Source organism: Rhodococcus sp. NPDC127527 (assembly GCF_042672245.1).
GTDB lineage: Bacteria > Actinomycetota > Actinomycetes > Mycobacteriales > Mycobacteriaceae > Rhodococcus_G.
Map to the genome: position 1 here is coordinate 117,465 of NZ_JBHXVP010000012.1, position 25,030 is coordinate 142,494.

The 25,030-nt window shown below is 70.9% G+C and carries 20 protein-coding genes and 1 pseudogene; 15 read left to right on the plus strand and 6 right to left on the minus strand.

From position 1 onward, the window contains the following. Positions 1 to 117: 117 nt before the first annotated feature. The 3 genes and pseudogenes from ACFVH2_RS19415 (at position 118) to ACFVH2_RS19425 (ending at position 2,751) form a co-directional block, all read left to right on the plus strand. The gene (locus tag ACFVH2_RS19415; protein ID WP_378427164.1) at positions 118 to 1,377 is read left to right on the plus strand and encodes a serine hydrolase domain-containing protein; all 1,260 of its coding nucleotides are present in this window, start codon (positions 118 to 120) and stop codon (positions 1,375 to 1,377) included. Between the two features lie 33 nt (positions 1,378 to 1,410). Next, a pseudogene (locus tag ACFVH2_RS19420) lies at positions 1,411 to 1,902 on the plus strand (O-acetyl-ADP-ribose deacetylase); the annotation flags it as partial. Then, complete coding sequence (locus tag ACFVH2_RS19425; protein WP_378427275.1) at positions 1,888 to 2,751, plus strand: sulfurtransferase; 864 nt, start codon at positions 1,888 to 1,890, stop codon at positions 2,749 to 2,751. The pseudogene ACFVH2_RS19420 and the gene ACFVH2_RS19425, both read left to right, overlap by 15 nt. A 61-nt stretch (positions 2,752 to 2,812) precedes the next feature. Here ACFVH2_RS19425 and ACFVH2_RS19430 read toward each other — a convergent pair whose 3' ends face one another. Together ACFVH2_RS19430 and ACFVH2_RS19435 are read right to left on the minus strand one after the other, a co-directional pair. Next, the gene (locus tag ACFVH2_RS19430; RefSeq protein ID WP_378427162.1) at positions 2,813 to 3,670 is read right to left on the minus strand and encodes a shikimate 5-dehydrogenase; all 858 of its coding nucleotides are present in this window, start codon (positions 3,668 to 3,670) and stop codon (positions 2,813 to 2,815) included. Between the two features lie 49 nt (positions 3,671 to 3,719). Continuing rightward, positions 3,720 to 4,433: an HNH endonuclease family protein gene (locus tag ACFVH2_RS19435; RefSeq protein WP_378427160.1), complete on the minus strand. Its 714-nt coding sequence runs from the start codon at positions 4,431 to 4,433 to the stop codon at positions 3,720 to 3,722. A gap of 203 nt (positions 4,434 to 4,636) precedes the next feature. Here ACFVH2_RS19435 and ACFVH2_RS19440 point away from each other — a divergent pair, with 203 nt between their 5' ends. The 5 genes from ACFVH2_RS19440 to ACFVH2_RS19460 all read left to right on the plus strand — a co-directional run bounded on the left by ACFVH2_RS19440 (position 4,637) and on the right by ACFVH2_RS19460 (position 13,005). Continuing rightward, a complete protein-coding gene (locus ACFVH2_RS19440; protein ID WP_378427158.1) occupies positions 4,637 to 6,082 on the plus strand; it encodes an MFS transporter in 1,446 nt (481 codons plus the stop codon). 74 nt (positions 6,083 to 6,156) lie between these two features. Beyond that, on the plus strand, positions 6,157 to 9,576 hold the full coding sequence (locus tag ACFVH2_RS19445) for a BTAD domain-containing putative transcriptional regulator (protein ID WP_378427156.1): 3,420 nt from the start codon (positions 6,157 to 6,159) through the stop codon (positions 9,574 to 9,576). 145 nt (positions 9,577 to 9,721) lie between these two features. Beyond that, a complete protein-coding gene (locus tag ACFVH2_RS19450; protein WP_378427154.1) occupies positions 9,722 to 11,107 on the plus strand; it encodes an FAD-binding oxidoreductase in 1,386 nt (461 codons plus the stop codon). A 44-nt stretch (positions 11,108 to 11,151) separates the two neighbouring features. Further along, positions 11,152 to 12,009, plus strand: a complete 858-nt coding sequence (locus ACFVH2_RS19455) for a DUF5602 domain-containing protein (protein WP_378427152.1) — start codon at positions 11,152 to 11,154, stop codon at positions 12,007 to 12,009. Positions 12,010 to 12,141: 132 nt separating this feature from the next. Further along, the gene (locus ACFVH2_RS19460) at positions 12,142 to 13,005 is read left to right on the plus strand and encodes an alpha/beta fold hydrolase (protein WP_378427150.1); all 864 of its coding nucleotides are present in this window, start codon (positions 12,142 to 12,144) and stop codon (positions 13,003 to 13,005) included. A 39-nt stretch (positions 13,006 to 13,044) separates the two neighbouring features. Here ACFVH2_RS19460 and ACFVH2_RS19465 read toward each other — a convergent pair whose 3' ends face one another. Further along, positions 13,045 to 13,362 (minus strand): hypothetical protein, encoded by a 318-nt coding sequence (locus tag ACFVH2_RS19465; protein ID WP_378427148.1) that lies wholly within the window; start codon positions 13,360 to 13,362, stop codon positions 13,045 to 13,047. A gap of 102 nt (positions 13,363 to 13,464) precedes the next feature. Between ACFVH2_RS19465 and ACFVH2_RS19470 the strand changes: the two genes are divergently transcribed. Beyond that, the gene (locus tag ACFVH2_RS19470; protein ID WP_378427147.1) at positions 13,465 to 16,302 is read left to right on the plus strand and encodes a DEAD/DEAH box helicase; all 2,838 of its coding nucleotides are present in this window, start codon (positions 13,465 to 13,467) and stop codon (positions 16,300 to 16,302) included. Then, on the plus strand, positions 16,299 to 17,033 hold the full coding sequence (locus ACFVH2_RS19475) for a hypothetical protein (RefSeq protein WP_378427145.1): 735 nt from the start codon (positions 16,299 to 16,301) through the stop codon (positions 17,031 to 17,033). Before ACFVH2_RS19470 ends, ACFVH2_RS19475 begins: the two co-directional genes overlap by 4 nt. Here the strand turns inward: ACFVH2_RS19475 and ACFVH2_RS19480 are convergent, their stop codons facing one another. Beyond that, positions 17,034 to 17,807: an SDR family NAD(P)-dependent oxidoreductase gene (locus tag ACFVH2_RS19480; protein ID WP_378427143.1), complete on the minus strand. Its 774-nt coding sequence runs from the start codon at positions 17,805 to 17,807 to the stop codon at positions 17,034 to 17,036. A gap of 188 nt (positions 17,808 to 17,995) precedes the next feature. Here ACFVH2_RS19480 and ACFVH2_RS19485 point away from each other — a divergent pair, with 188 nt between their 5' ends. From ACFVH2_RS19485 to ACFVH2_RS19505, 5 genes are read left to right on the plus strand one after another with little or no spacing between them, the layout of a single operon-like run. Next, positions 17,996 to 19,501, plus strand: coding sequence for a CoA-acylating methylmalonate-semialdehyde dehydrogenase (locus ACFVH2_RS19485; RefSeq protein WP_378427141.1), 1,506 nt, complete (start codon positions 17,996 to 17,998; stop codon positions 19,499 to 19,501). Positions 19,502 to 19,511: 10 nt separating this feature from the next. Further along, complete coding sequence (locus tag ACFVH2_RS19490) at positions 19,512 to 20,660, plus strand: isobutyryl-CoA dehydrogenase (RefSeq protein ID WP_378427139.1); 1,149 nt, start codon at positions 19,512 to 19,514, stop codon at positions 20,658 to 20,660. Continuing rightward, a complete protein-coding gene (locus ACFVH2_RS19495; RefSeq protein ID WP_378427137.1) occupies positions 20,657 to 21,730 on the plus strand; it encodes an enoyl-CoA hydratase/isomerase family protein in 1,074 nt (357 codons plus the stop codon). Before ACFVH2_RS19490 ends, ACFVH2_RS19495 begins: the two co-directional genes overlap by 4 nt. A gap of 3 nt (positions 21,731 to 21,733) precedes the next feature. Continuing rightward, positions 21,734 to 22,648: a 3-hydroxyisobutyrate dehydrogenase gene (mmsB, locus tag ACFVH2_RS19500; protein WP_378427134.1), complete on the plus strand. Its 915-nt coding sequence runs from the start codon at positions 21,734 to 21,736 to the stop codon at positions 22,646 to 22,648. Continuing rightward, a complete protein-coding gene (locus ACFVH2_RS19505; protein WP_378427133.1) occupies positions 22,645 to 23,421 on the plus strand; it encodes an enoyl-CoA hydratase in 777 nt (258 codons plus the stop codon). Before mmsB ends, ACFVH2_RS19505 begins: the two co-directional genes overlap by 4 nt. 37 nt (positions 23,422 to 23,458) lie before the next feature. On the opposite strand, the gene ACFVH2_RS19510 is transcribed toward ACFVH2_RS19505, so the two are convergent. After that, positions 23,459 to 24,322, minus strand: a complete 864-nt coding sequence (locus tag ACFVH2_RS19510) for a hypothetical protein (protein WP_378475719.1) — start codon at positions 24,320 to 24,322, stop codon at positions 23,459 to 23,461. Positions 24,323 to 24,349: 27 nt separating this feature from the next. Further along, positions 24,350 to 24,880 (minus strand): MarR family winged helix-turn-helix transcriptional regulator, encoded by a 531-nt coding sequence (locus tag ACFVH2_RS19515; RefSeq protein WP_378428741.1) that lies wholly within the window; start codon positions 24,878 to 24,880, stop codon positions 24,350 to 24,352. Positions 24,881 to 25,030: the final 150 nt, after the last annotated feature.

Genomic DNA, 25,030 nt, shown 5'->3' on the forward strand with positions numbered 1-25,030 from the left:
CTCGCCGAAACGAGACGGCAGGGAGCGGGCCCACGAGCCGGTCCGGGAAAGCGCCGCGGGCGGTACCGGCGAGGAGTAGGTTGCCAGGCAAACCCTCGTCGACGATGGGAGCGGGCCATGTCCGCGATGACCGTGACCAAGAGGCACCGACGGCGAGGGTTGGTTGCGGCCGTGGCCGTCACCGCGCTGATAGCGGCGGGGTGCTCGAGCAATTCGACGTCGACCTCGAGCAGTTCGGCGCCCTCGGGTTCGCCGTCCGCGAGCGCGGAGAACGGTGCGCCGATGGATCCCGGAGTCGCGCAACGCCTCGACGCCGCCATCGAGGCCGCCATGACGCAGACCGCGGTGCCGGGCACGATCGTCGGGATCTGGGGTCCCGGCGGCACCTACGTGAAGGCGTTCGGTGTGGCGGACAAGCAGACCCGCGCGCCGATGCAGACCGACTTCTACAGCCGGATCGGCAGTCTCACCAAGACGTTCACGGCCACCGGTGTGCTGCAGCTCGTCGACGAGGGCAAGGTGGGTCTCGACGACCCGATCTCGAAGTACGTCGACGGCGTCCCGAACGGCGACCAGATCACCATCCGGGAACTCGCCCGGATGCAGAGCGGGCTGGCCAACTACTCGGAGAGCCCGGAATTCCAGAAGGCGTTCTTCGCGAATCCCCGCGCGCCGTTCACCCCGCAGCAACTCCTCGACTACGCGTTCGCGCAGCCGCCGACCTTCCCGCCGGGCCAGGGATTCCAGTACTGCAACACCAACTACACGCTGCTGGGACTCGTGGTGGAGAAGGTCAGCGGGTTGCCGCTCCCGGACTACGTGCAGCAGAAGATCCTCGCGCCGCTGCACATGGACAAGACGGTCTTCCCGACGAACAACGCCTTCCCCGATCCGCACGCGCAGGGCTACACCGTGCAGACCGCCGACGGTAAGGAAGCCACCACCACCGACTGGGACCCGTCCTGGGGATGGGCGGCCGGAGCGATGATCTCGACGCTCGACGACCTGCACATCTGGGGGCCCGCGCTGGCGACCGGCACCCTGCTCACGCCCGCGACGCAGGCGCAGCGGCTCGAGACGGTGAGCGCTCCCGGATACGCCCCGGGCGTCGGGTACGGCCTGGGCATCTTCAACGCCGAGGGGTGGATCGGGCATAACGGCAGCCTGCCCGGATACCAGACCGTCACGGTCTACCTGCCGGAACAGCAGACCACCCTCGCCATCATGACCAACACCGACATCGCGTACGAGGGATCCGAACCGAGCACCATGCTCGCGACGGCCATCACCCAGGTCATCTCCCCGGACCACGTCTACCGGCTGGCGGCGACCGGGCCGACGCCCGCGGTGCCGGCGTCGACCACACCGACGAGCTGATCCGGGCCGCCCCGCCGCAGGTACGGTGAGCCGATGGCGGCAATCGACGTAATTCGCGGCGACATCACCACATTCGAGGCCGACGCGATCGTGAATGCGGCGAACTCGGCGTTGCTCGGCGGCGGGGGAGTCGACGGTGCGATCCACCGGGCCGGCGGCCCACGAATCCTCGACGAGTGCCGTCGACTGCGCGCGACGACCCTGCCGGACGGGTTGCCCGCGGGTGACGCCGTTCCGACGACCGCGGGGAACATGCCCGCCCGCTGGGTCATTCACACCGTCGGCCCGGTGTACTCCCAGGGGGAGGATCGCTCGGCGGTGCTGCGTTCGGCGTACACGCGAAGCCTCGCCGTCGCGGACGAACTCGGTGCGCGGACGGTCGCGTTCCCGTTGATCTCGGCCGGTGTGTACGGCTGGCCGCGCCGGGACGCGGTGCACCAGGCGGTGACCGCGGTCCGCGGCGCTCGCACGAACGTCGAACGGGTCGTCTTCGTCGCCTTCGACGAGCCGATGGCGGCGCTGCTGCGCGCGGAACTGAGTGTCCTGACCACCGTCGACGACCTCGCCGAGCGGCTGGGCTCCGCGCGGCCGCCGGTGCTGCTCGACGTGCGCTGGGCCCTGGGGGATCCGGACGGACGCGCACACTACGAGCGGGCGCACATTCCGGGGGCGGTGTACGTCGACCTCGAGTCCGAACTCGCCGCGCCGCCCGACCCGCAACGCGGTCGGCATCCGCTGCCGGCGACGGCCGCGTTGCAGGAGAGCGCCCGGCGCTGGGGAATTCGCGACGGCGACTCGGTGGTGGTCTACGACGCCACCGGGAACACCGCCGCGGCGCGCGCCTGGTGGCTGCTGCGCTGGTCGGGCGTCGCCGACGTCCGGATGCTCGACGGTGGGGTCGCCGCGTGGACGGCGGCGGGTCTCGCCGTCGAGTCCGGCAGCGGTCGGGTTCCCGACCGGGGAGACGTACTGCTCGGCGAGGGGCACCTGCCCGTGATCGAGATCGACGATGCCGCCGACTGGCCGCGCGGCGGCGTCCTGCTCGACGCCAGGGCCGGCGAACGCTACCGCGGCGAGGTCGAACCGGTCGACCCGCGGGCCGGGCACATCCCCGGGGCCGTCAGCGCGCCGACCACCGACAATCTCGACGACTCGGGACGGTTCGTCGACGTCGAGGCGCTGCGACGGCGATTCGCCGCGCTCGGTGTCCCCAGATCGACGCCGGTGGCGGTGTACTGCGGGTCCGGGGTGTCGGCCACGCACGAGATAGCCGCCCTCGCCGTCGCCGGGTTCGAGGCGGCGCTGTACCCGGGCTCCTGGTCGCAGTGGTCGAACGACCCGCAGCGGCCGGCCGCGACCGGACCGACGCCGTAGAAGCTGCGCTGTTGCTCGCCGGAAGTCGCTGTGGCAAAGAGATTTCGCGGCGTTGGTCCGGTCAGCCCCGCGAGTACTCCGAGGCCCGGCGCACCTGATCGGCGGACGGGGTGACGCCGGTGTACAGCGCGAACTGGGCGGCCGCCTGCAACGCGATCACCTCGGCCCCGGTGATCGTCCGCTTGCCCGCCGCGGTGGCGGCCCGGATCAGCGGGGTGTCGGGGGGCATCGCGACCACGTCGAACACCACCTCGGACCGGCCGATCGCGTCGGTGTCGAACGGCGACCGCCCCTCCTCGGGCCCGCCCGCCATCCCCGCCCCGGCTCCGCCGGCCATTCCGATCGGGGTGGTATTCACCAGCAGTCGAGGTCGCAGATCGCCGAGCTGGGCGCGCCAGGTGAAGCCGTACTGCTCGGCGAGGGCGGCACCGGTCGCCGGGTTGCGGGCCACCACGGTCACCGAGCGGAAGCCGTTGTCCCGCAGTGCCGCGACGACCGCCTTCGCCATCCCGCCGCTCCCCGCGACCGCCACGTCGAACTCCGCCGGGACGTCGTGCTCGGTCAGCAGGCGGGCGACCGCCTCGTAGTCGGTGTTGTAGGCGTGCAGCGTGCCCGACTCGTTCACGATGGTGTTCACCGAGGAGATCGCCGCCGCCGACTCGTGCATCACGTCCACGAACTCGATGCAGGCCTCCTTGAACGGCATCGAGACGCCGCAGCCGCGCACCCCGAGCGCGCGGACGCCCGCGATCGCGCCGGGCAGGTCGGTCGTGGTGAACGCCTTGTACAGGAAGTCGAGGCCGAGTTCCTCGTAGAGGAAGTTGTGGAACCGGGTGCCGATGTTCGACGGCCGCCCGGACAGGGAGATGCACAGTGTGGTGTCCCTGTTGATGCTGTCCCTGCTGATGGTCCGGTGCACGGGTCGACGCTATCGCCGGTGCAGCCGGCGGTCCAGGTGCGGGGCGCGGTCAGGCGCATGTCGCGGCGATTCGCCCGAGGGTGCCGCGGTCCGCGGCGGTGATCGGCAGCCCGTAGCGGGCCGCGGCGGTGAGGTACTTCCCCGCGTAGAAGCAGTGGTAGGCGGAATTCGGCGGCAGCCAGTCCGCGGGAGTCGAGTCGCCCTTCGCCTGGTTGTCGGGGCCGTCGACCGCAAGCAGATTGAAGGTGACGTCGTTGGCGAAGACCCGGCGTCTGTCGGGCGGCCAGCGCGCGGCGCCGAGGTCCCAGGCGGCGGCGAGCGGGATCACGTGGTCGATCTGCACCGCCTTCGCGTCGCTGCGGCTGAAGCTCAGGGTGCGCCCCGAGTACGGATCCGCCAGGGTCCCGGACACGACGACGCAGTCCCGGGTGCCCGGCTTGAATCGGACGTCCGTGAGGTCCTTGGCGAGCACGTTGTTTCGGGTGTCGCAGCCGTCGTGTCCGCCGGGGCCGTCCTGGTCGTCGGACCACGCGGGGCCGAAGACGCAGCCCTGGCCGGATCCGCACCCGCGCTCGTAACCACCGGCCTTGGTGCGGGAGTCGACGACGCGGACGGCGCCGAGGAGTGATTCGAGCTGAGCGCGCGTGGGACTGCCCGGTGCCGGGCCGGGTTCGGAGCGGTCGGGCACGACCGCGCAACCGGCCAGCAGGGCGCCGATCAGGGCGATCAGGGTCAGCGCCCCGAGCGTTCGAGAGGTGGGCATCGGCGTCTCCCGGAGTCGGTGGTCCGGCGAGTGTGGCACCGGACCCCGACACGGTTCGGCGTCGCAAGCGCCTGGGCCCGCGTCGTCGGCTCGTGCCCGCGGTCGGCTCCAAGGATTTCGCCCGATGCGAGCCAAGCGTGCGGGCGCACGGTGGACCGGTGCGAGCACATCGCGCTTCTCCTACGACACCCCGAGGACGGCCCATGCCAGTCGAGACAATTCCGAAGAGCGCGGCCACGCGGCGCGCGACCCTGACCGTGGTGTGTGTGACCACGGCGATGTTGATGCTCGACATCGCCGTGGTCAACACCGCCCTGCCGTCGATCGCGACCGACCTGGACACGGGTGTCAGCGGACTGCAGTGGGTCGTCGACGCGTACACCCTCGCGTTGGCGACCGTGGTGCTCAGCGCGGGTTCGTGGGCGGATCGTCGCGGACGGCGCCACGTGTTCCTGGTCGGAATCGCGGCGTTCACGCTCACCTCCCTGCTCTGCGCGCTGGCGCCGAACATCTGGGTCCTCGACCTCGCGCGCACCGCACAGGGTGTCGGGGCCGCCTTGCTGTTCGCCTGCTCGCTCGCGCTGCTCGCCGACGTGTTCGAGAAGGGGCCGGCGCGCGCGACTGCGCTGGCCGCGTACGGCGCCACGATCGGCGGCGCGTTCGCGATCGGGCCGCTGGTGGGCGGGCTTCTGACCGAGATGGTGCACTGGCGTGCCATCTTCTTGATCAACGTTCCGATCGGACTGCTCACCCTCGCCGTCACGCTCCGGTGGGTGCCGGAATCACGGGATCAGAATCCGCGCGGCGCCGACGTCATCGGACAGATCCTCGTCTGCCTCGGGCTGGGGGCTCTCGTCCTCGGGCTGCTCCGCGGCAACGAGGCCGGATGGACCGAGCCGGTGCCGGTGATCGCCCTGGTCGTCGGCGCCGCCGCGCTCGTCGGATTCGTCGGATACGAACTGCGCGCCCGCGAGCCGATGCTGCCGCCGCAGCTGCTCGCGAACCGAGCGTTCGCGGGCGCGCAGACAGCCGCCTTCGCGATCTCGGCGTCGCTGTTCGCGGTGTTCGTCTACACCACGATCTACCTGCAGAGCATCCTGCACCTCTCGCCCGTCGCGGCAGGACTGGTGTACCTGCCGGCAACGGTCGCCATGTTCGTCGTCGCGGGTGCCACCGCGAAACTCGACGGACGCATCCCCGCGTCGGTCACGCTGACCTGCTCGCTGATGCTCGTGGCCGCCGGTCTGGTGATGATGACCGTCGTGGACGTGACCAGCTCGAAGTACGCCATCCTGCCCGGATTCCTCGTCGCGTGTGTCGGCGCCGGGGTGTTCAACCCGGTCATGAGCGGACTGGTGCTCGGCGAGAGCACGGCCGACCACGTGGGATTGGCCGCGGGCATCAACGACGCGTTCCGCCAGACCGGCATTGCAGTGGGTGTGGCCGGCCTCGGCGTGTTCCTGCCCGCGCAGTCGATGCTGGGCGGGGGATCGCCGGAGGAGTTCGTCTCGGGACTGCACCAGGCCCTGATGGTCGCCGCGCTCATTGCGGCCGCGGGCGCGCTGGTCTGCGCGGCGACACTGCCGGCACGGCGTTCCCCGCGGCTGGACTCCGACGGTGGTCGTGAGGTCGTGTCCGCGCTTCGATGACCGTTTTGTCGCACACCCATGCCCCCCGGTCCCTAAACTCGAGCCGTCCGGAGCCGACAGACGCGGGGGTACGCATGATCTATCGGCTGCTCGGACCGCTGGAGGTAGGTCGAAGCGACTGCGGCGATCGGGTTCTCGACCTCGGGCCGCGCAAGCAACGCGCGGTGCTCGCGGTGCTGCTGCTCAGTCGGGGCCGGGTGGTGTCCACCGCCCGCCTGATCGACGCCCTCTGGGGCGACGACGCACCCGCGAGTGCGATGGCCAGCATCCAGGCCTACATCTCCAACCTGCGGCGGGTGCTCCGCACCTCGACCGAAGCCACGTCGCCGATCGTGCGGCAGCCACCGGGTTACGTCCTCGACGTCTCGGCCGACGAGGTCGATCTGGTGACCTTCCTCGACGATGCCGAGGAAGCGCGGCGTCTCGCCGAGGACGGTGAGTGGGAGCCCGCGCTGAAGACCGCGGACCGGGCACTCGCGTCTATCCGGGGACCGTTGCTCGAGGACCTCGCCGACGAGCCCTGGGTTCAGGTGGAGGCCGCCGGCTTCGACGAGGTGCGGACCGAGTGCCGGGAGACCCGGATCACCGCCCTGCTCGCCCTGGGGCGGGTACCGCCCTCACTCGTCGAGGCCGCCCAACTGTGCACCGAGTTCCCGTACCGCGACCGCACCTGCTGGCTCCGGATGCTCGCCCTGCACCGGGCGGGCAGGTCGCCGGAGGCGCTGGAGTGGTTCCGGTCGCACGCCGAGCGGCTCGACACCGAATTGGGCCTCGTGCCGGGGACCGAGCTGCGCGCACTCCAGGGCGCGATCCTGCGCCACGATCCGGGTCTCGCGGCATGGCCGCGGACACCGGGATGGACCGGGGCGGAGCAGGTTCCGCTTCCCGTGTCCCCGTCCGCGAACTCCGACACGCCCGCGCCGGGCGGCGGCGCCGCCGAGAGGGAGACGGGTCGCGTGTTCGTCGGGCGCGAAAGCGAAACCCTCGTGATCGATCGGATGCTCGACGACGTCATCGGCGGGTCGACGCGGTGGCTGGCGCTCACCGGCCCGGCCGGGATCGGGAAGACGCGGGTGGCCGAGGAGTGTGCCGCGCGGACGACGGCAGTGGACGGGGCCGCGGTGTGGGCGCGGTGCCCGGAGGACGACGGCGCGCCGGCCTGGTGGCCGATCCGCCGACTGGTGCGGGAACTCGGCGGCGACGCGGACGCGGTGTTGATTCCGCCGACCGACGTCGACCCGGACGAGGCTCGATTCGCCGTGTACGAGCGGGTGCTGGAGGTGATCGAGGCCGCGGTCGCGGGCAAACCCGCGCTGACCGTCGTCGTCGACGACATCCAGTGGGCCGACCCGACGTCGCTGCGGTGCCTGGCGTATCTGGTGGGGGCGCTCCGCCGCCTCCCGGTGTGGTTCGTGTTGACGCTGCGCGACACCGGCATCGGCACCGACGTCGGCACACTCGTCGATGCGGTGCTGCGCGGGGAGGGCAACCGGCAGGTCGCGGTGTCACCACTGGAGCCGAGCGAGGTCGAGGAGCTGGCCTGCCACGTCGCCGGCGAGCGAATCGGTCCGGACGAGGCGCGGATCCTGACGGACCGGACCGGGGGCAACCCGCTGTTCGTCTCGGAGTACGCCCGGTTGCCGCGGGACGAGCGCCTCGGCGACGGGATCCCGGTCGCCGTCCGGTCGGTTCTGGGCCGACGGCTCGCCGCAGTGGAACCTGCTGTGCTGCAGGTGCTCCGAGTCGCGGCGGTGCTCGGCGACGCGATCGAGATCGATCTCCTGGCCGCGGCGTCCCGCCTCGACCTGGACACCCTGGCCGACTATCTCGACGAGGCGGCGGACGAACGAATCATCGTGACCGCGCCCGGCGCGCGGGGGTACGTCTTCGCGCACGGACTGCTGCGACACGAGGTGCTCGAGGCCATGCCCGCGTTGCGACGTCAGCGGGTTCACGCCCGGGTCGCCGAGATCCTGGCGGACTCCTCCGATCCGGACCGCTCTAGCCGACGTGCCCAACATCTCTGCGCCGCACTGCCGTTGGTGGATCCGCACGAGGTGCTCGACGCGTGCACCGTCGCGGCCCGGGAGGCCACCGAGCGATGGAGTTCGGAGACCGCCGCACACTGGTGGGAGACCGCCGTGCAGATCTTCGATCAGCTGCCCGCGGCGGAACAGTCGCCCGACGATCGTGACGACCTGCTGGTGGCCAGGGTGGAGGCGCTGGCCCGCGCCGGCCGCGGACAGACCGTTCTCGACGTCGTGGGCGCCGGCCTGCTCGACGCGCTGCGCGAAGGACGTACCTCGGGCGCGGGACGACTGGCGGCCGCACTCCTGCGTGCCGCCGGCGGATGGCCGTGGGTGTCGTACGGCCGCGATCCCGGGCCACTGCTCGAACGCCTCGCCGCACTGGAACCGTTCGTCGTGTCCGATCCCGTCGCGCACTCCCGGGTGCTGTCCGCGCTCGCCGTCGGAAGCTGCTACCACCCGGATTCCACGGTGCCCGAAGGCATGAGCCGCCGCGCGCTCGAACTGGCTCGCGCCCAGGGGGACCCGGATGTGATCGCCGATGCCCTGCTGGGTCGGATCCTGCTCTTCTCGGGGGTGGCGCGGCACGGCCGGGAATCGGTCGACCTGCTGACCGAACTTCTCGAGCTGCCGCACCAGCAGTCCCGGGTCGACGACGTCATCGTGCACACGGTCGCGAGCATGACCCAGATGAATCTCGCGAACACCGAGGCCGCCGCCGCACACGTGCGTCAGGGCATCATCGGGTGCGACCTGTTGCGTCTGCCGGTGGTCCGGGTCCAACTGCGATGGATGGAGGGCACGCTCGCGGAGTGGCGCGGCGACTTCGAACGGACCGCACGGCAGTACGACACGGCACGGCAGATCCACCTGCAGACCGAGCTGTACACCGCGGGCAGCGGTGACCTCGCACAGAACACCCTGAAGTGGGAGCTGGGTGCGCTCGCGGACGCCACGCCCGGCTTCGTCGAACCGGCGGCGTGGAGCATCGCGATCGCGGCGGCGAGGGGGGACCGGCCGGCGGCGGCCGACGGCATCGCGCACTGGACCCAGGCGACGGGACCGGACGTGTGGACCACGCTGGGACACCAGACTCTGCTCGCGCATGTCGTCGCCGATCTGGCCCTGACCGAGTACGCCGACCATTTCCTCGGACTCCTCGCCCCGTTCACGGACCGGATCGCGACCGTGGGGCAGGTCGGGGTCGTCGGTGCGGTGGCGGAGGCGTCCGCACGTCTGCACGCGCTGCTCGGGGACACGGAGCGGGCATCGGCCCTCCTCGACGAGGCGGAGCGGATCGCGCACCACGGCGCCGGTGTGCCGACGTTGCTGCGATGCAGGTTGCTGCGCGCGCAGCTGGTCCCGCAGTCGCCCGAACGCGCCCGGGAGCTGGCCGCCGTCGCCGCGGCCGCGGACGGTCGGGGGATGCGCACGGTCGCGGCGCAGGCTCGATCACTGCTCGCCTGACCACGGGCCGTCGTCGTCGTCCGTCGGCGGAGTCGGCGGAGTCGGCGCTTGGCGGAACCTTGGATCCGAGGTCGTGCCGAGCTCAAGAACCCCCCAAGCGGCCTCGGACAGGCTTCCTTTCACCGCACGACGAAAGGAAGTTTCGATGGACACCAAGACCCCGGTGCGCGACAGCGCGATCGAGTTGCTCCGCGCCGAACTGAGCGGAGTGGTCGCCCTCCCCGGCGAACCCGGATACGAACTGGCGGCACCGTGGAACCTGGCGGTTCCGGTCGCTCCGCGCGCCGTCGTCGTCGCGGCGAACGGGGACGACGTCGCGGCCACCGTCCGGTTCGCGGGCCGACGCGGGCTGCGGGTGGCCGTGCAGCGCACCGGCCACGGCGCCGTCACCGTCGGCGGTGACGCCCTGCTGGTGCACACCGGCCTGCTCGACGAGTGCAGAGTGGACGCCGATGCCCGGACCGCGTGGGTCGGGGCGGGTGCGATCTGGCAGGACGTCCTCGACGCCGCGGCCCCCCACGGGCTGGCGCCGCTGACCGGATCGTCCGCCACCGTCGGCGTCGCCGGCTTCCTCACCGGTGCGGGCATCGGCCCACTGGTGCGTACCTACGGACTGTCGTCCGACCACGTGCGGTCGTTCGACATCGTGACCGGTGACGGGGAGCTGCTGCACGTCACCCCGGACGAGCACGCCGAACTGTTCTGGGGACTGCGCGGGGGCAAGGCCACTCTCGGCATCGTCACCGGTGTGGAGATCGAGCTGCTTCCGCTGTCCCGAATCCACGGCGGCGCACTCTACTTCGATGGTGCCGACGCACCCGCGGTCGCGCACGCCTGGCTCGACTGGTGTCGTGACCTGCCCGAGCACACGTCGACGTCACTCGCGTTCCTGCAGTTGCCGCCGCTGCCGCAGATCCCGCCGCCGCTCGCCGGGCGCCTGACGGTCGCCGTCCGATTCGCCAGCACCGCCGACGAATCCGAGGCCGACGCCCTGATCGGCCGACTGCGGACGGTGGCGACAGCGTTGATCGACACCGTCGGGCCGATGCCCTACGCGGCGCTGTCCGCGATCCACGCGGACCCGGTCGAGCCCATGCCGACCCACGAGTTCAGTGCCCTCACCCACGAGCTGTCGCATGACGCTGTCGACGCGCTCCTGGCCGTCGCCGGACCGGGATCCGGGTCGCCGCAGACGATGGTCGAACTCCGGCTGCTCGGCGGCGCGCTGGCGCGGGAACCGCGGCAGCGCAGCGCTTTCTGTCATCGCGGTGCCGCGTTCGCGCTGATGGTCGCGGGTGTGCCCGCCCCGCCGCACCCCGAAGCCGTCGTCGACCACGCCCGGGCAGTCGGCCAGGCGCTGGGACAGTGGGCCACCGGTGGCACCCTGCCCAACTTCACCGCCACCGCCGACCCGGAGCGGATCGCCCGGTGTTACGACGAGGACACCCGCCACTGGCTCAGCGCGCTGGCGAACGAGCACGACCCGCACGGAGTCCTGAACGTCGGTCAGGTCATGCGGACCCCGGTGTGAGACCCACCGCGATCAACTCACCGAACGAATCGAAAGGCTTCACAGTGAACACAACTCGGGCCACCGCCGGCCTCGCTGTCGCGGCGTGCGCGACCCTCGTTCTCGGCGGATGCAGCACACCGTCGCACTCCCACGCACACGGGGTGTCCAATGCCGTGTCGAGCAGTGACACCGGATCGAGCGGGTCCAGCGGCGCCGGCACACTGCTCGGTGCCGAAAGTCCCCTCGGCAACGGCACGTCCAGGACCTACGTCGTCACCGACGCCACCGGGCAACCCACCGAGATCGGTGTCCGCCTCTCGGCGGACGCCCTCGAGGGACTGCCCGCCGGCCCCGACGCCTCGATGCAGATGTCGATGCTCGCGCTCCCCGGGGACGCACCCGACACCGGGTTCGACCACGTCATGCTCGACTGGAACCCGAACGGACACGATCCGCTTGTTCTGTTCGGCAAGCCGCACTTCGACATGCACTTCTACCAGGACGCCGTGCAACACGACATCGACCCCGCCGCACCCGATTTCGCACAGAAGGCGGCGAAACTCCCCGAAGCGAAGTACGTCCCGGAGGGTTATCTGCCACCACCCGGGCCCGCGGAGGCGAACGCGGTGCCGTTCATGGGACTGCACTGGACCGACGGCGCGGACAACGCGATTCCCGGTCGGTTCGAGTTCACCGAGGTGCTCCTGAACGGGTCCTGGGACGGGGAGTTCACCTTCATCGAACCGATGATGACCCTGGACTGGCTCGGGTCCCGTCCCACCCTTCGCGAGGACGTGAAGCAGCCCGCGTCCTACCAGCGCACCGGGTGGTATCCCACCGTGTACACCGTCGACTTCGACGAACGCGCACAGGAGTACGTGATCGCACTCGGCGGACTGACGATGCGTCAGGCATCGTGACCCGGCCGCGCGGTCGGCGTCGCCCGGCCGCGCGGGCTCCCGACCGACACGAAAGCCGGGTGTTGCACCGATGACTTTCGGGTGAGTCCGTCGTCTGTATCCATGGACACACCGGCAGACAGGAGCACAGGCATGACGAGACCATTTCGATCCGGCACGACCTCGGTACGGGTGAACGGTGTGGATCTCGGCGTCGAGAGCCTCGGCCGCGAGGACGATCCGCTGGTCCTGCTGGTCGGCGGCCCGACGATGGTGTCCTGGCCCGACGCGCTGTGCCAGCGGCTCGCGTCGGGCGGGCGGCGCGTGGTCCGCTACGACCTGCGTGACTCCGGCGCGTCGACGACCCTCGACCCGGAGAATCCGGCGTACGACCTGCGGGATCTCGTCGCCGACGCGGCCGCGCTGGTCGGGGTGCTCGGCGCCGGGACCGCCCATCTCGGTGGCATCGGCATCGGCGGGATGGTCGCTCAGGTCGCCGCGCTGGAGCACCCGGACGTGTTCTCGGCACTGACCCTCGTCGGCACCCGGCCGGTGGCGCCGGGCACGGTCGACGACGACCTGCCGGACCACGACCCCGCGGTCATGGTCGCGCTGTTCTCCCGCCCGCGGCCGGACTGGACCGACCGGGATGCCGTCGCAGCGTTCGCCGCCGAGGGCGCCGAGCCGAAGGGCGACGATCCGGAGGAGTCGCGGGCGACGGCGGCCCGGATCTGGGACCGGACGCCGTCGAGCGATCCCGGGGTGCACCAGGCGAACCAGCTCGGGGCGGTGTTCTCCCGGATCGACTGCGCCCCGCGATGGCGGGAGCGGCTCGGTGAGCTCGCCGTGCCCACGCTCGTGGTGCACGGTCGCGCCGACCCGTTCTTCCCGGTCGGCAACGGCGAGGTCCTCGCCGCCGAGATCCCCGCGGCGCGCCTGCTCGTCCTCGACGACATGGGTACCGCACTGCGGCACGCCGCGGCCGACCAGGTCGCTGCCGCCATGCTCGCCCTCTGAGATCGCCGGCCACCGCGACGAGGTGCAGCGCGGTCGCGGCTAGGTCGTCCCGTACGGGGACGCCTGGATGGAGTTGAAGTCGCTGCCGTCGTGTCCGATCAACCACGAGCCGCCCACGCGTTCGCAGCTCGCGATCTTGTCGAACGCCCGCAGCATGAAGTAGATGGTGTTCTCCGCGTCCACCGCGACCGCCAGCTGATGCGACTCGCCGGGGCGGGCCATGTCGATCCACACCCCGAGTTGCCCGTCGAGCCGGATGCCGATGATCCGGGCCGCATCCACGAAGTGGTATCGGCGCTGTTCCCACGGGGTGCTTTGCGAGTAGCCCTGCTCGAGGACCTGAATCAGAATGGTCATTCGCCGCTCCCGACCTGGTGGCCAATGGCCATTATCTCGCTGGTCACGTCGATAAATCCAGTGCCGGCCGGGGCCGTCGGTACCGGGTGATTGGATGGTGTGATGGTGCACGCGCTCTGGTCTCCCGGATCGGGGTTGATGCTGTGGCGCGACGGCGGCGCGGCGCAGGCGTCCGGCACCGACCTGCCCGTGCAGGCAGGGGCCTTGGCTCACGTGCTCGGGCGCAGACCCCGCCATCGCGTGACGGTCTCCCTGCCCAACGGCGACGGCACCCTCGCCGAGCTCACCCTGCCCGCGCTCGCCCTCGCCCCGGCCGCCGCGGCGGACGTGCTGCTCGACCTGCCGACCGCCGATCCACGCCTGTCCGGTGACCTCCGGTTCCTCGCGCACGTCGCGCAGGGCGTGCGGCGCTGGGTCCGCGCCGGCCGGGTGGTGCCCGAGGTGTCCCGCGAGGACGGCCAGTGGTGGGTGCGCTGGCGCCTCGTCGGCGGAGAACGCCAGCGGGCCTGGGTGTCCGAACTGGTCGTCGCCATGCCCGGCGTGCTGCGTGGGGCCGGCGGCGCCCGAAAGACGCTGGAAGACTTCATCTTCGAGATCACCGATCCGATCGTGCGGCGAGCCCTGGGTGAGCGCGACGCCCGGCACCCTCTCCTGCACGCGCTGCTCACCGACACCGCGCTGGTGGAGGGCACCCGACAGGTCGCCACGAACCTGCAGGAATGGCGCCAGAGCCTCGTGGTCGACGAACCCGACCTGGTGTTGCGTCTCGTGGAACCCGAGGAGGTGGACGGCGACGAGCACGCTTCCGAGGACGCCCTGTGGCGGCTCGAGGTGTGCCTGCGCCCGGCCGGTGAGGCGCCCGCCCCCGTTCCCGTGCACCTCTCCGACCCGGCCTCCCTGAAGGTCGGTGTCCGCAAGCTGGGCGAGGCGATCGACGCCTATCCGCGCCTGGGCGGTGTGCCCTCCGACCGCGACAGCCTGGACCTGTTGCTCCCGCTCGCGGTGGTCACCGACCTCGTCGCGCACGGCGCGACGGCGCTGGCCGCCGCCGGCGTCACCCTGCTGCTGCCGCGAGCCTGGGCGGTGGCGTCGCCGTCGCTGCGGCTGCGGGTCTCGAGCCCGGCGGTCCTGCTCGACACCGACGAGCGGGCCGTCGGCCTCGGTCAACTGGTGTCCTACAACTGGGAACTCGCCCTCGGCGAGATGGTGCTCACCAACGCCGAGATGGAGCGGCTCACCCGCGCCAAGACCGACCTGGTCCGGCTGCGGGGGCAGTGGGTGCAGGCGAATCACGCGGTCCTGGCGAAGGCCGCCGAGTACGTCACCCGGCAGCAGCCCGAACGCGAGCACACGCTGGGCCGGCTGCTCGGCGAACTCACCGCGCAGGACCCGCCGCCGATACCCGTCGAGGAGATCAGCTCCACCGGATGGGTTGCGGCCCTGCTCGATTCGCAGGAGCAACCGGTCCCAGTCCCGGTCCCGGCCGCGCTGAACGCCACGCTGCGGCCGTACCAGCGTCGCGGACTCGACTGGCTCGCGTACATGAGCGACCTCGGACTCGGCGCCGTGCTCGCCGACGACATGGGGCTCGGCAAGACCATCCAGTTGCTGGCCCTGCTCGCCCACGAGCGCGCCGACGGTCGGCCGGGTCCGGGACCGACCCTGCTGGTGTGCCCGATGTCGGTGGTGGGGAACTGGCAGCGCGAGGCGGCCCGGTTCACGCCCGGCCTGCGCGTGCACGTCCACCACGGCGTCGACCGGCTGCGGGGCGCGTCCCTCGCCGCCGCGGTCGCCGAGCACGACCTGGTGATCACGACCTACGCGCTGCTCGCCCGCGACGTCGCGGCGCTGCGTGAGACGTCCTGGGGTCGCGTGGTGCTGGACGAGGCGCAGCACGTCAAGAACGCCGCCACCGCGCAGGCGCGCGCGGCCCGGGCGGTGCCGGCGCGGCACCGGCTCGCGCTGACCGGCACCCCGGTCGAGAACCGGCTCGACGAACTGCGCTCGATCCTGGACTTCGTGAACCCGAACATGCTCGGCAGCGTGACGCAGTTCCGGGCCCGGTTCGCGGTCCCGATCGAGCGCGAGCACAACGAGGGCGCGCTCACCCGGCTGCGGGCGGTGACCTCGCCGTTCGTTCTGCGCCGGGTCAAGACCGACCCCGAGGTGATCTCCGACCTGCCCGACAAGTTCGAGATGACGGTGCGCGCCAACCTCACCGTCGAACAGGCCGCGCTGTACAAGGCGGTGGTCGATGACATGGTGGCCAGGCTTCGCGACGCCGAGGGCGTCGCACGCAAGGGCGTGGTGCTCGCCGCGCTCACCCGGCTCAAGCAGGTCTGCAACCATCCGGCGCATCTCCTCGGTGACGGCTCGCCCGTGCAGCGTCGCGGCAGGCATCGGTCGGGCAAGCTGGGGCTGGTCGAGGACATCGTGGACTCCGTGCTCGCGGACGGCGAACGGGTGTTGCTGTTCACCCAGTTCCGCGAGTTCGGGTCGATCGTCGCGCCGTACCTGTCGGAACGGTTCGGCACCGAGGTCCCGTTCCTGCACGGCGGTGTCGCACGCGGCAGGCGCGACGCCATGGTGCACGACTTCCAGGCCGGGGGGAGCCCGATCATGCTGCTCTCGCTGAAGGCGGGCGGCACCGGACTCAACCTCACCGCGGCCAATCACGTTGTGCACCTGGATCGCTGGTGGAATCCGGCGGTGGAGAACCAGGCCACCGACCGTGCCTTCCGCATCGGCCAGCGGCGCGACGTGCAGGTCCGCAAGATCGTCTGCGTCGGCACGCTCGAGGAGCGGATCGACGCCATGATCACAAGCAAGTCGGAACTGGCCGACCTGGCCGTCGGCGCCGGCGAGAAGTGGATCACCGAGATGAGCACCGAGGAGCTGCGCGAGCTGATGTACCTGAGCCGGGACGCGGTGGGCGAATGAGTGCGGCGGGAGGTCACGGCCCGGGCCGTCGCGGGGCGTTCGCGCGGTCGTGGTGGGGGCGGGCCCTGGTGTCGTCGATCGAACGAATCGCGGAGCCCGGCCGGATCGGCCGCGGTCGCAGCTACGCCCGCGCCGGTCAGGTGATCAGCTACCGGCTCGCGCCGGGGGCGGTCGTCGGCGAGGTGCAGGGCAGTCAGATCGACCCGTTCACCGCGACGGTCACGGTGCGCCCACTGGACCCCGACGTCGTGGACGCGCTGATCGACCGGGTTCGTCGCACCCCGGGCATGCTCGGTGCGCTCGCCGCGGGCACCGTGCCCGCCGAACTCGGCGAGGTGTTGCTGCCGCAGGAGTCGGGCGAACTCGACTTCGGATGTACCTGCCCGGACCCTGCCTGGCCGTGCAAGCACGCCGCGGCGCTGGTGCACCTGACCGCCGAGCGACTCGACACGGACCCGCTGACGATCCTGACGCTGCGGGGCCTGGATCTGGACACCCTGATCCGTGGCGTCGAGTCGGACGGCGAGGACTTCGCGATCGATGTCGACGACTACTTCGGCGACCGCACCACGCTGCCGGCGCTGCCGCCGGCGGAGTTCCGGCCGGCGCCCGAGGACCTGAACCCCGCGCTGCTGCGGAAGGCGCTGCGCGGGGTGGGCGTCGAGGAGCCGCTGGTCGCGCAGGCGTTGCGGGACCTCGACGACCTGTACCGGGTCCTCGGGCGGGAGTGACTACATCCGCTGCGAGGAGATGTTGCCGCCGTCGACCACGAGCTCGGAGGCGGTGATGTAGCTGGCTTCGTCGGAGAGCATGAAGCGGACGGCGCGGCCGACCTCCTCCGGCTGGCCGAGGCGCTCGAGCAGGATGCGACGCTCGAAGGTGCCCGGGGGCAGCAGGTCGACTGTCGGCTGCAGCATCGGGGTGAGGATCTGGCCGGGGGAGACGCAGTTGATGCGGATGCCCTCGGGGCCGAGGCGGTCGGCGAGCGAGCGCACGACCGCGAGCATGCCGCCCTTGGCCGCGGAGTAGACCGGGTTGATCGCGTTGCCGAGGTGGGCGTTGATCGACGAGATGCCGACGATCGCCGAGCCCGGGTTCGCCTGGAAGTCCGGCAACAGCTCCTTGGTCAGCAGGACCAGCGGGCGCAGGTGGGTGTTGATGCCGAGGTCCCACACGTCGACGGTGACGCCCTCGAGCGAGCCCTGGTCGACGACGCCGGCGGCGTGCACGAGGCCGCCGATGTTCTTCAGCGCGGCGCGGGTGGTGGCGAGCGCATCGGCGTAGAGGTCCGGGTTGCTCAGGTCGACGCCGACGCCGATCGCGGCGACACCGAACTCGGTGGCGATGGCATCGGCCTCGGACTTGGCCTTGGCCTCGTTGAGGTCCCAGAGGGCGACGGGCCGGCCTGCCTCGGCGAGCGCGCGGGCGGACGCCAGTCCGATACCGGAGGCGCCGCCGGTGACGACGACGGCGGTCGTGAGGGAGGTCTTGGTGGATTCAGACATGAGTCCAGCGTCCGCCCGTCCGTCGGCAGCGACAAGCCCACTCTCCCGCTCAGCGGCTACGCCGACTGTGCACACACCTAGACATACATGGACATCCAACTATAGGATGGCAACATATTCAGAACTTCGCGCCCGACCGCCCACGGAGGCGGTCCGGTGCGTCCGTCGAGCGAGAACGGGTCAGGAAAATGGTTCAGGAACTCACGCATTTCGTCGGTGGCAAGCGCGTCGCCGGCACCTCCGGCAAGTTCGGTGACGTCTTCGACCCGAACACCGGCCAGGTCCAGGCCCGGGTGCCGCTGGCCTCCAAGTCCGAGGTCGAGGCCGTCGTCGCCAACGCCGCCGAGGCGCAGCGCGAGTGGGCGTCGTTCAACCCGCAGAAGCGGGCCCGTGTGCTGATGAAGTTCGTCGCGCTCGTCAACGACGAGATGGACTCGCTCGCGGCGCTGCTCTCCTCCGAGCACGGCAAGACCGTCCCCGACGCCAAGGGCGACATCCAGCGCGGCCTCGAGGTGATCGAGTTCGCCATCGGCATCCCGCACCTGCTCAAGGGTGAGTACACCGAGAGCGCCGGCACCGGCATCGACGTCTACTCCATGCGTCAGCCGCTCGGCGTGGTCGCCGGCATCACCCCGTTCAACTTCCCGGCGATGATCCCGCTGTGGAAGGCCGGGCCGGCTCTCGCCTGCGGAAACGCCTTCGTGCTAAAGCCGTCCGAGCGCGACCCCTCGGTGCCGCTGCGCCTCGCCGAGCTGTTCCTCGAGGCGGGCCTGCCCGCCGGCGTGTTCAACGTCGTCAACGGCGACAAGGAGGCCGTCGACGCGCTGCTGCACGACCCCCGCATCAAGGCCGTCGGCTTCGTCGGGTCCACCCCGATCGCGCAGTACATCTACGAGACCGCCACCGCCAACGGCAAGCGCGCGCAGTGCTTCGGCGGCGCCAAGAACCACGCCATCGTGATGCCCGACGCGGACCTCGACGACGTGGCGGACCAGCTGATCGGTGCCGGCTACGGTTCAGCTGGCCAGCGCTGCATGGCCATCTCGGTGGCCGTGCCGGTCGGCGAGGAGACCGCCGACAGGCTGGTCGAGAAGCTGACCGAGCGGGTGTACAAGCTCAACGTCGGCCACTCGCACGAGAAGGGCGTCGACTTCGGCCCGCTCGTGTCCGCGGACGCCGTCAAGCGAGTGACCGACTACGTCCAGATCGCGATCGACGAGGGCGCAGAGGTGGTCGTGGACGGCCGCAGCCAGGAAATCGACGGCGCCGGGGACGGCTTCTTCACCGGCGCGACCCTGCTCGACCGGGTCACCAAGGACATGCGGGTGTACAAGGAAGAGATCTTCGGCCCGGTGCTGCAGGTCGTGCGCGCGGCCGACTACGAGGAGGCGCTCGCGCTGCCGACCGATCACGAGTACGGCAACGGCGTCGCGATCTTCACCCGCGACGGCGACACCGCCCGTGACTTCGCGAGCCGCGTCGAGGTCGGCATGGTCGGCATCAACGTGCCGATCCCGGTGCCGATCGCGTACCACACCTTCGGCGGCTGGAAGGCCTCCGGATTCGGGGACCTGAACCAGCACGGCCCGGACTCGATCCGCTTCTACACCAAGACCAAGACGGTGACGCAGCGCTGGCCCTCCGGCACCAAGGAGCACGCCACCGACCACTTCGTCATCCCCACGATGGACTAGGGGCAGTTCCATGTTCACCCTGACCGACGACGAGCGGGCGATCAGCGACACCGCCCGCGACTTCGCCGCGGAGTACCTGGCCCCCAACGCGATCGAGTGGGACCAGGCCAAGCACTTCCCGGTGGACGTGCTGCGCAAGGCCGGGGCCCTCGGTATGGGCGGCATCTACATCCACGAGGACGTGGGCGGGTCCGGACTGACCCGTCTCGACGCCGCCCGGATCTTCGAACAGCTCGCCACCGGCGACCCGTCGATCGCCGCGTACGTCTCCATCCACAACATGGTCACCTGGATGATCGACACCTACGGCACCGACGAGCAGCGGCACCGCTGGGTGCCGGCGCTCGCCTCGATGGAACAGCTCGGCAGCTACTGCCTCACCGAGCCGGGCGCCGGTTCGGACGCGGCGGCCCTGTCCACCAAGGCGGTTCGCGACGGTGACGACTACCTGCTGACCGGGGTCAAGCAGTTCATCTCCGGTGCGGGCACCTCCGAGGTCTACGTGGTGATGGCCCGCACCGGGGCAGCGGGGCCGCGCGGCATCTCGGCGTTCGTGGTGCCGAAGGACTCGCCCGGACTCTCCTTCGGCGCCAACGAGAAGAAGATGGGCTGGAACGCGCAGCCCACCCGGCAGGTGATCCTCGACGAGGTGCGGGTGCCGGCCGCGAACCGGCTCGGCGCCGAGGGCGACGGCTTCAAGATCGCCATGTCCGGTCTGAACGGCGGCAGGCTCAACATCGCCGCCTGCTCGGTGGGCGGCGCACAGGCCGCGCTGACCATGGCGGTCGACTACCTCGCGCAGCGGCGGGCCTTCGGTGCGGCGCTACTGGATTCGCAGGCACTGCAGTTCCAGCTCGCCGACATGCGCACCGAACTCGAGGCAGCACGCACCCTGCTGTGGCGGGCCGCGGCCGCGCTCGACGAGGACGCGCCGGACAAGGTCGAACTGTGCGCGATGGCGAAGCGTTTCGCCACCGACACCGGCTTCGACGTCGCGAACCGGGCCCTGCAGATGCACGGCGGCTACGGCTATCTCGCCGAGTACGGTCTGGAGAAGATCGTGCGGGATCTGCGGGTCCATCAGATCCTCGAGGGCAGCAACGAAATCATGCGGGTGGTCATCGCCCGCAGCGTGGTGGGAAAGGCGGGCGCAGCGTGAGCGAAGCTCCAGTGAACGAGGGTGAGGTGCTCGTCGAGCGGACCGGCGGGGTGGGCCGGCTGACGCTCAACCGACCCAAGGCGATCAACGCGCTCAATCACGCGATGGTGCGGTCGATGGCCGCGGCACTGCTCGAGTGGGAGGCCGACCCCGCGGTGCACGCGGTCGTGGTCGACGGGGCCGGCGAGCGCGGACTCTGCGCGGGCGGCGACATCGTCGCGATCCACGACGACGCGAAGTTCGGTCGGACCGGTTCCCGCGAGTTCTGGCGCGACGAGTACGTCCTCAACGCCGCGATCGGCCGGTACCCCAAGCCGTACGTGGCGATCATGGACGGCATCGTGATGGGTGGCGGCGTCGGGATCTCCGCGCACGGCAGCGTCCGCGTCGTCACCGAACGCTCCTCGATCGCGATGCCGGAGACCGGCATCGGCTTCGTGCCCGACGTCGGCGGCACCTACCTGCTCTCGCGCACGCCCGGCGAGATCGGCACCCACGTCGCGCTGACCACCGGTCGCTTGGACGCCGGCGACGCGATCGCGCTCGGCTTCGCCGACCACTTCGTGCCGTCGGAGTCGCTCGCCGCGTTCGTGGCCGCCCTCGAATCCGGCTCGGTGGCCGACACGCTGGCGCAGTTCGAGAGTCCCGCGCCGGAATCCCCGTTGCTGGCGCAGCGGTCGTGGATCGATGCCGCCTACTCGGCGGACACGGTGGAGGAGATCGTGGACCGGCTGCAGTCCGCGGGCGTGCCCGAGGCCACGAAGGCGGCCGAGCAGGTTCTCACCAAGTCGCCGGTGGCCCTGAAGGTCACGTTGCGCTCGCTCCGTCACGCCCGCACCCTCGACAGCCTCGAGGACGTCCTGAACGAGGAGTTCCGGGTCTCCGTCGCGGCACTCTCCTCGCACGACCTCGTCGAGGGCATTCGTGCACAGGTGATCGACAAGGATCGCAACCCGGCGTGGTCGCCCGCCACCCTCGCGGACGTCACCGACGCCGACGTGGATCGCTACTTCCAGCCGCTCGGCGAGCTCGAACTCGGACTCGCCGCACCCGATCTCGAAGGGGTCTGACAGATGAGCACTCAACCGACCGTCGCGTTCCTCGGTCTCGGGCACATGGGCGGTCCGATGGCCGCGAACCTCGTCAAGGCCGGCTACGAGGTGACCGGCTACGACCCGGTGCCCGCCGCCCAGGAGCAGGCCCGCAAGGACGGCCTCACGGTCGCCGACACCGCGGTCGCCGCGGTCGCCGACGTCGACGTGGTGATCACCATGCTGCCGAACGGCAAGCTGGTGCTCGACCTGTACGACGAGATCCTCTCCGTCGCGAAGCCGAACACGCTGTTCGTCGACAGCTCGACGATCGACGTCGCCGACGCGAAGGCCGCCGCCGAGAAGGCGCACGCGGCCGGACACCGCGCCCTCGACGCCCCCGTCTCGGGTGGTGTCGCGGGCGCCGCGGCGGGCACCCTGGCGTTCATGGTCGGCGGTTCCGAGGCCGACTTCGCCTCCGCGCACCCACTTCTCGACGTCATGGGCGCGAAGGTGGTGCACTGCGGCGGATCCGGTGTCGGTCAGGCCGCCAAGATCTGCAACAACATGATCCTCGGCATCTCGATGATCGCGGTCAGTGAGGCGTTCGTTCTCGGCGAGAAGCTCGGCCTGACCAACCAGGCGCTGTTCGACGTCGCGTCCAACGCGTCCGGCCAGTGCTGGTCGCTGACCAGCTACTGCCCGGTGCCCGGACCGCTGCCGACCAGCCCCGCGAACAACGACTACCAGCCCGGTTTCGCGGCCGCCCTGATGGACAAGGACCTCGGACTGGCGTCGAACGCACTGCGCGCCAACGGCGTCGAGGACGGGCTCGGCCTGCGGGCCGCCGAGATCTACCACCGCTTCAACACCGAAGGCAATGGCGGCCTGGACTTCTCCGCCATCGTCAACGACATCCGCACCCGATCCCAAGAAGGCCAGGCGAGCAGCCAGTGAGCGAGTACGAGACCATCCTGACCGAACGCAAGGGCCGCGTCGGCGTCGTCACCCTGAACCGGCCCAAGGCACTCAACGCGCTCAACGATCAGTTGATGCGCGAGGTCGTGTCCGCCGTCGAGGCATTCGACGCGGACGACGAGATCGGGGCCATCCTGGTGACCGGCTCGGAGAAGGCCTTCGCGGCAGGCGCCGACATCAAGGAGATGCAGCCCAAGACCTTCGCCCAGGTGTACGCGGAGGATCTCTTCTCGCCGTGGGACCGACTCTCCGCGGCCCGCACCCCGATCATCGCCGCGGTCGCCGGGTACGCGCTCGGCGGCGGCTGCGAGCTCGCCATGCTCTGCGACTTCATCATCGCCGCAGACACCGCGAAGTTCGGGCAGCCGGAGATCAAGCTCGGCGTGATCCCGGGCATCGGTGGCTCGCAGCGGCTCACCCGCGCGGTCGGCAAGGCCAAGGCGATGGACCTGTGCCTGACCGGCCGGAACATGGACGCCGAGGAGGCGGAGCGGGCCGGCCTGGTCGCCCGCGTGGTGCCGGCCGCCGACCTCCTCGACGTGGCGCTCGAGGCGGCCACCACGATCGCGTCGATGTCGCTGCCGATCGCGATGATGGCGAAGGAGGCCGTCAACCGGTCGTTCGAGACCACGTTGGCCGAGGGCGTGAAGTTCGAGCGTCGCGTCTTCCACTCGACGTTCGCGACCGCAGACCAGAAGGAAGGGATGGCCGCCTTCGTCGAGAAGCGGTCGCCGAAATTCACCAACAGCTGAGCATCACCAACAGCTGAGTGTCGCTGGTCGGGAAGCTCTACCAACGAGGCAGCGTCGACCCGGCCGCGGTGGCGGCGGCGAGGAGCACCGCTCCGCGCCCCGCCACCGACGCCGGCTCCGCGGGCAGGACGACGGGGAGCCGGAGAAAGGTCTCGAGCCAGTGGCGCAGGGCGGCAACCTGTCCGCCGCCCCCGAGCAGGACGACCGCCGACGGCGTGGAGTGCGACTCGCGGATCATGGTGCGCAGCAGGGAGACCGAGTGCATGACGCCCTCCCTGGTGAGCACGGCCAGGTCGTTGTTCGTCACCACGACGGTGGCGCCGGTGCCCGGGTCGGCGGCTGTGACGACCCGCTCGAACGCCAACTGTTCCTTGAGGTCTCGGCAGGCGGTGAGTTCGAGGCGTACGCCGCTCGCGGCCAGATGATCCTGCAGCAGCCGGTCCAGTTGATCCCCGCCGACCACCGCGCTGCGCCGCGCGGTCAGGACCTCGCCGGTCGGGGCGTCGGCCACGCACACGGACAGTCCGGAGCCGCCCACGTCGTAGAGCACCACGGAGCCGCGCCGGGGGAGCTGACCGGTGAATCGCAGATACCGGAGCTGGGCCGACGTTTCGGGTAGCACCCGCACGTGGACTCGCGTGGTGGCGGGGGTCGCGAACTCGACCACCTCGGGATCGATGCCGGTCCGCAGGGTTACCGCGGTGGCGGAGACCAGCTCGGCCTGTTCGACCGCCGTCGCCCGGAGGGTGCGGATGGCGGAGATCACCGGCTCCCCGATGGCGCTACCCGGTCGGCGACGAATCTCGCAGCGCGCCAGCGGTTCGTGGTGGGGGCGATCCGAATGCGCGAGCACCGCGCGAGCCCCACTCGCGCCTGCAGACACGCCGAGAACCAGCACCACCGTCGCACTCCTCGCCGCCGTCGAAGGTCACCATTTGGTGGGTGCGTCCCCGGTGTCGAAGTCGCCGGCGGCCCGACGCAGCTCCGCGAGAATCCGCACGAGGTTGTCGAGTTTATCCGCGGACAGTCCGGGACGTGCAAACACCTGCTCGTTGAGCTGTTCGGTCGCGGCGAGCGCCAAATCTCGTCCGGCCTGGGTGATTTCGATCAGGGTGGCGCGGCGGTCGCTCGGGTGCGGAACCCGGCGGACCAGCTTCGCCGCCTCGAGGCGGTCGACGGCGTTGGTCACGCTGGTCGGGTGAACCTGCAGTCGCGCACTGGCCTTCGCCATCGGCAGTGCGCCGGTGCGGGTGAAGGTCAGCAGGGTGAGCAGCTCGTAGCGCGAGAAGGTGAGCCCGGTGGGCTTGAGGACTTCCTCCACCCGGGCCATCATGATCTGCTGTGCGCGCATGAGCGAGGTGACGGCGGCCATCCCGTCGGCGACCTCACCCCAACCGTGCTCTTCCCACTGGCGGTGGGCCTCCTCGATCGGGTCGAGCGGGAGCGGTTGTGACGGCATGCTCGCCATCATCCCACGATGCGGCTCCGCCGCAGTGGTGGGGGGGGGGGGGGGGGGGGCCCCCCCGCCGCCCCCCGCCGCGAAGCGCGCTGGGGGCGGGGGGGGGCCCCGGTGACGGCGGCGAGGGGGCGGCCGGGGCGCCCGCCGCCC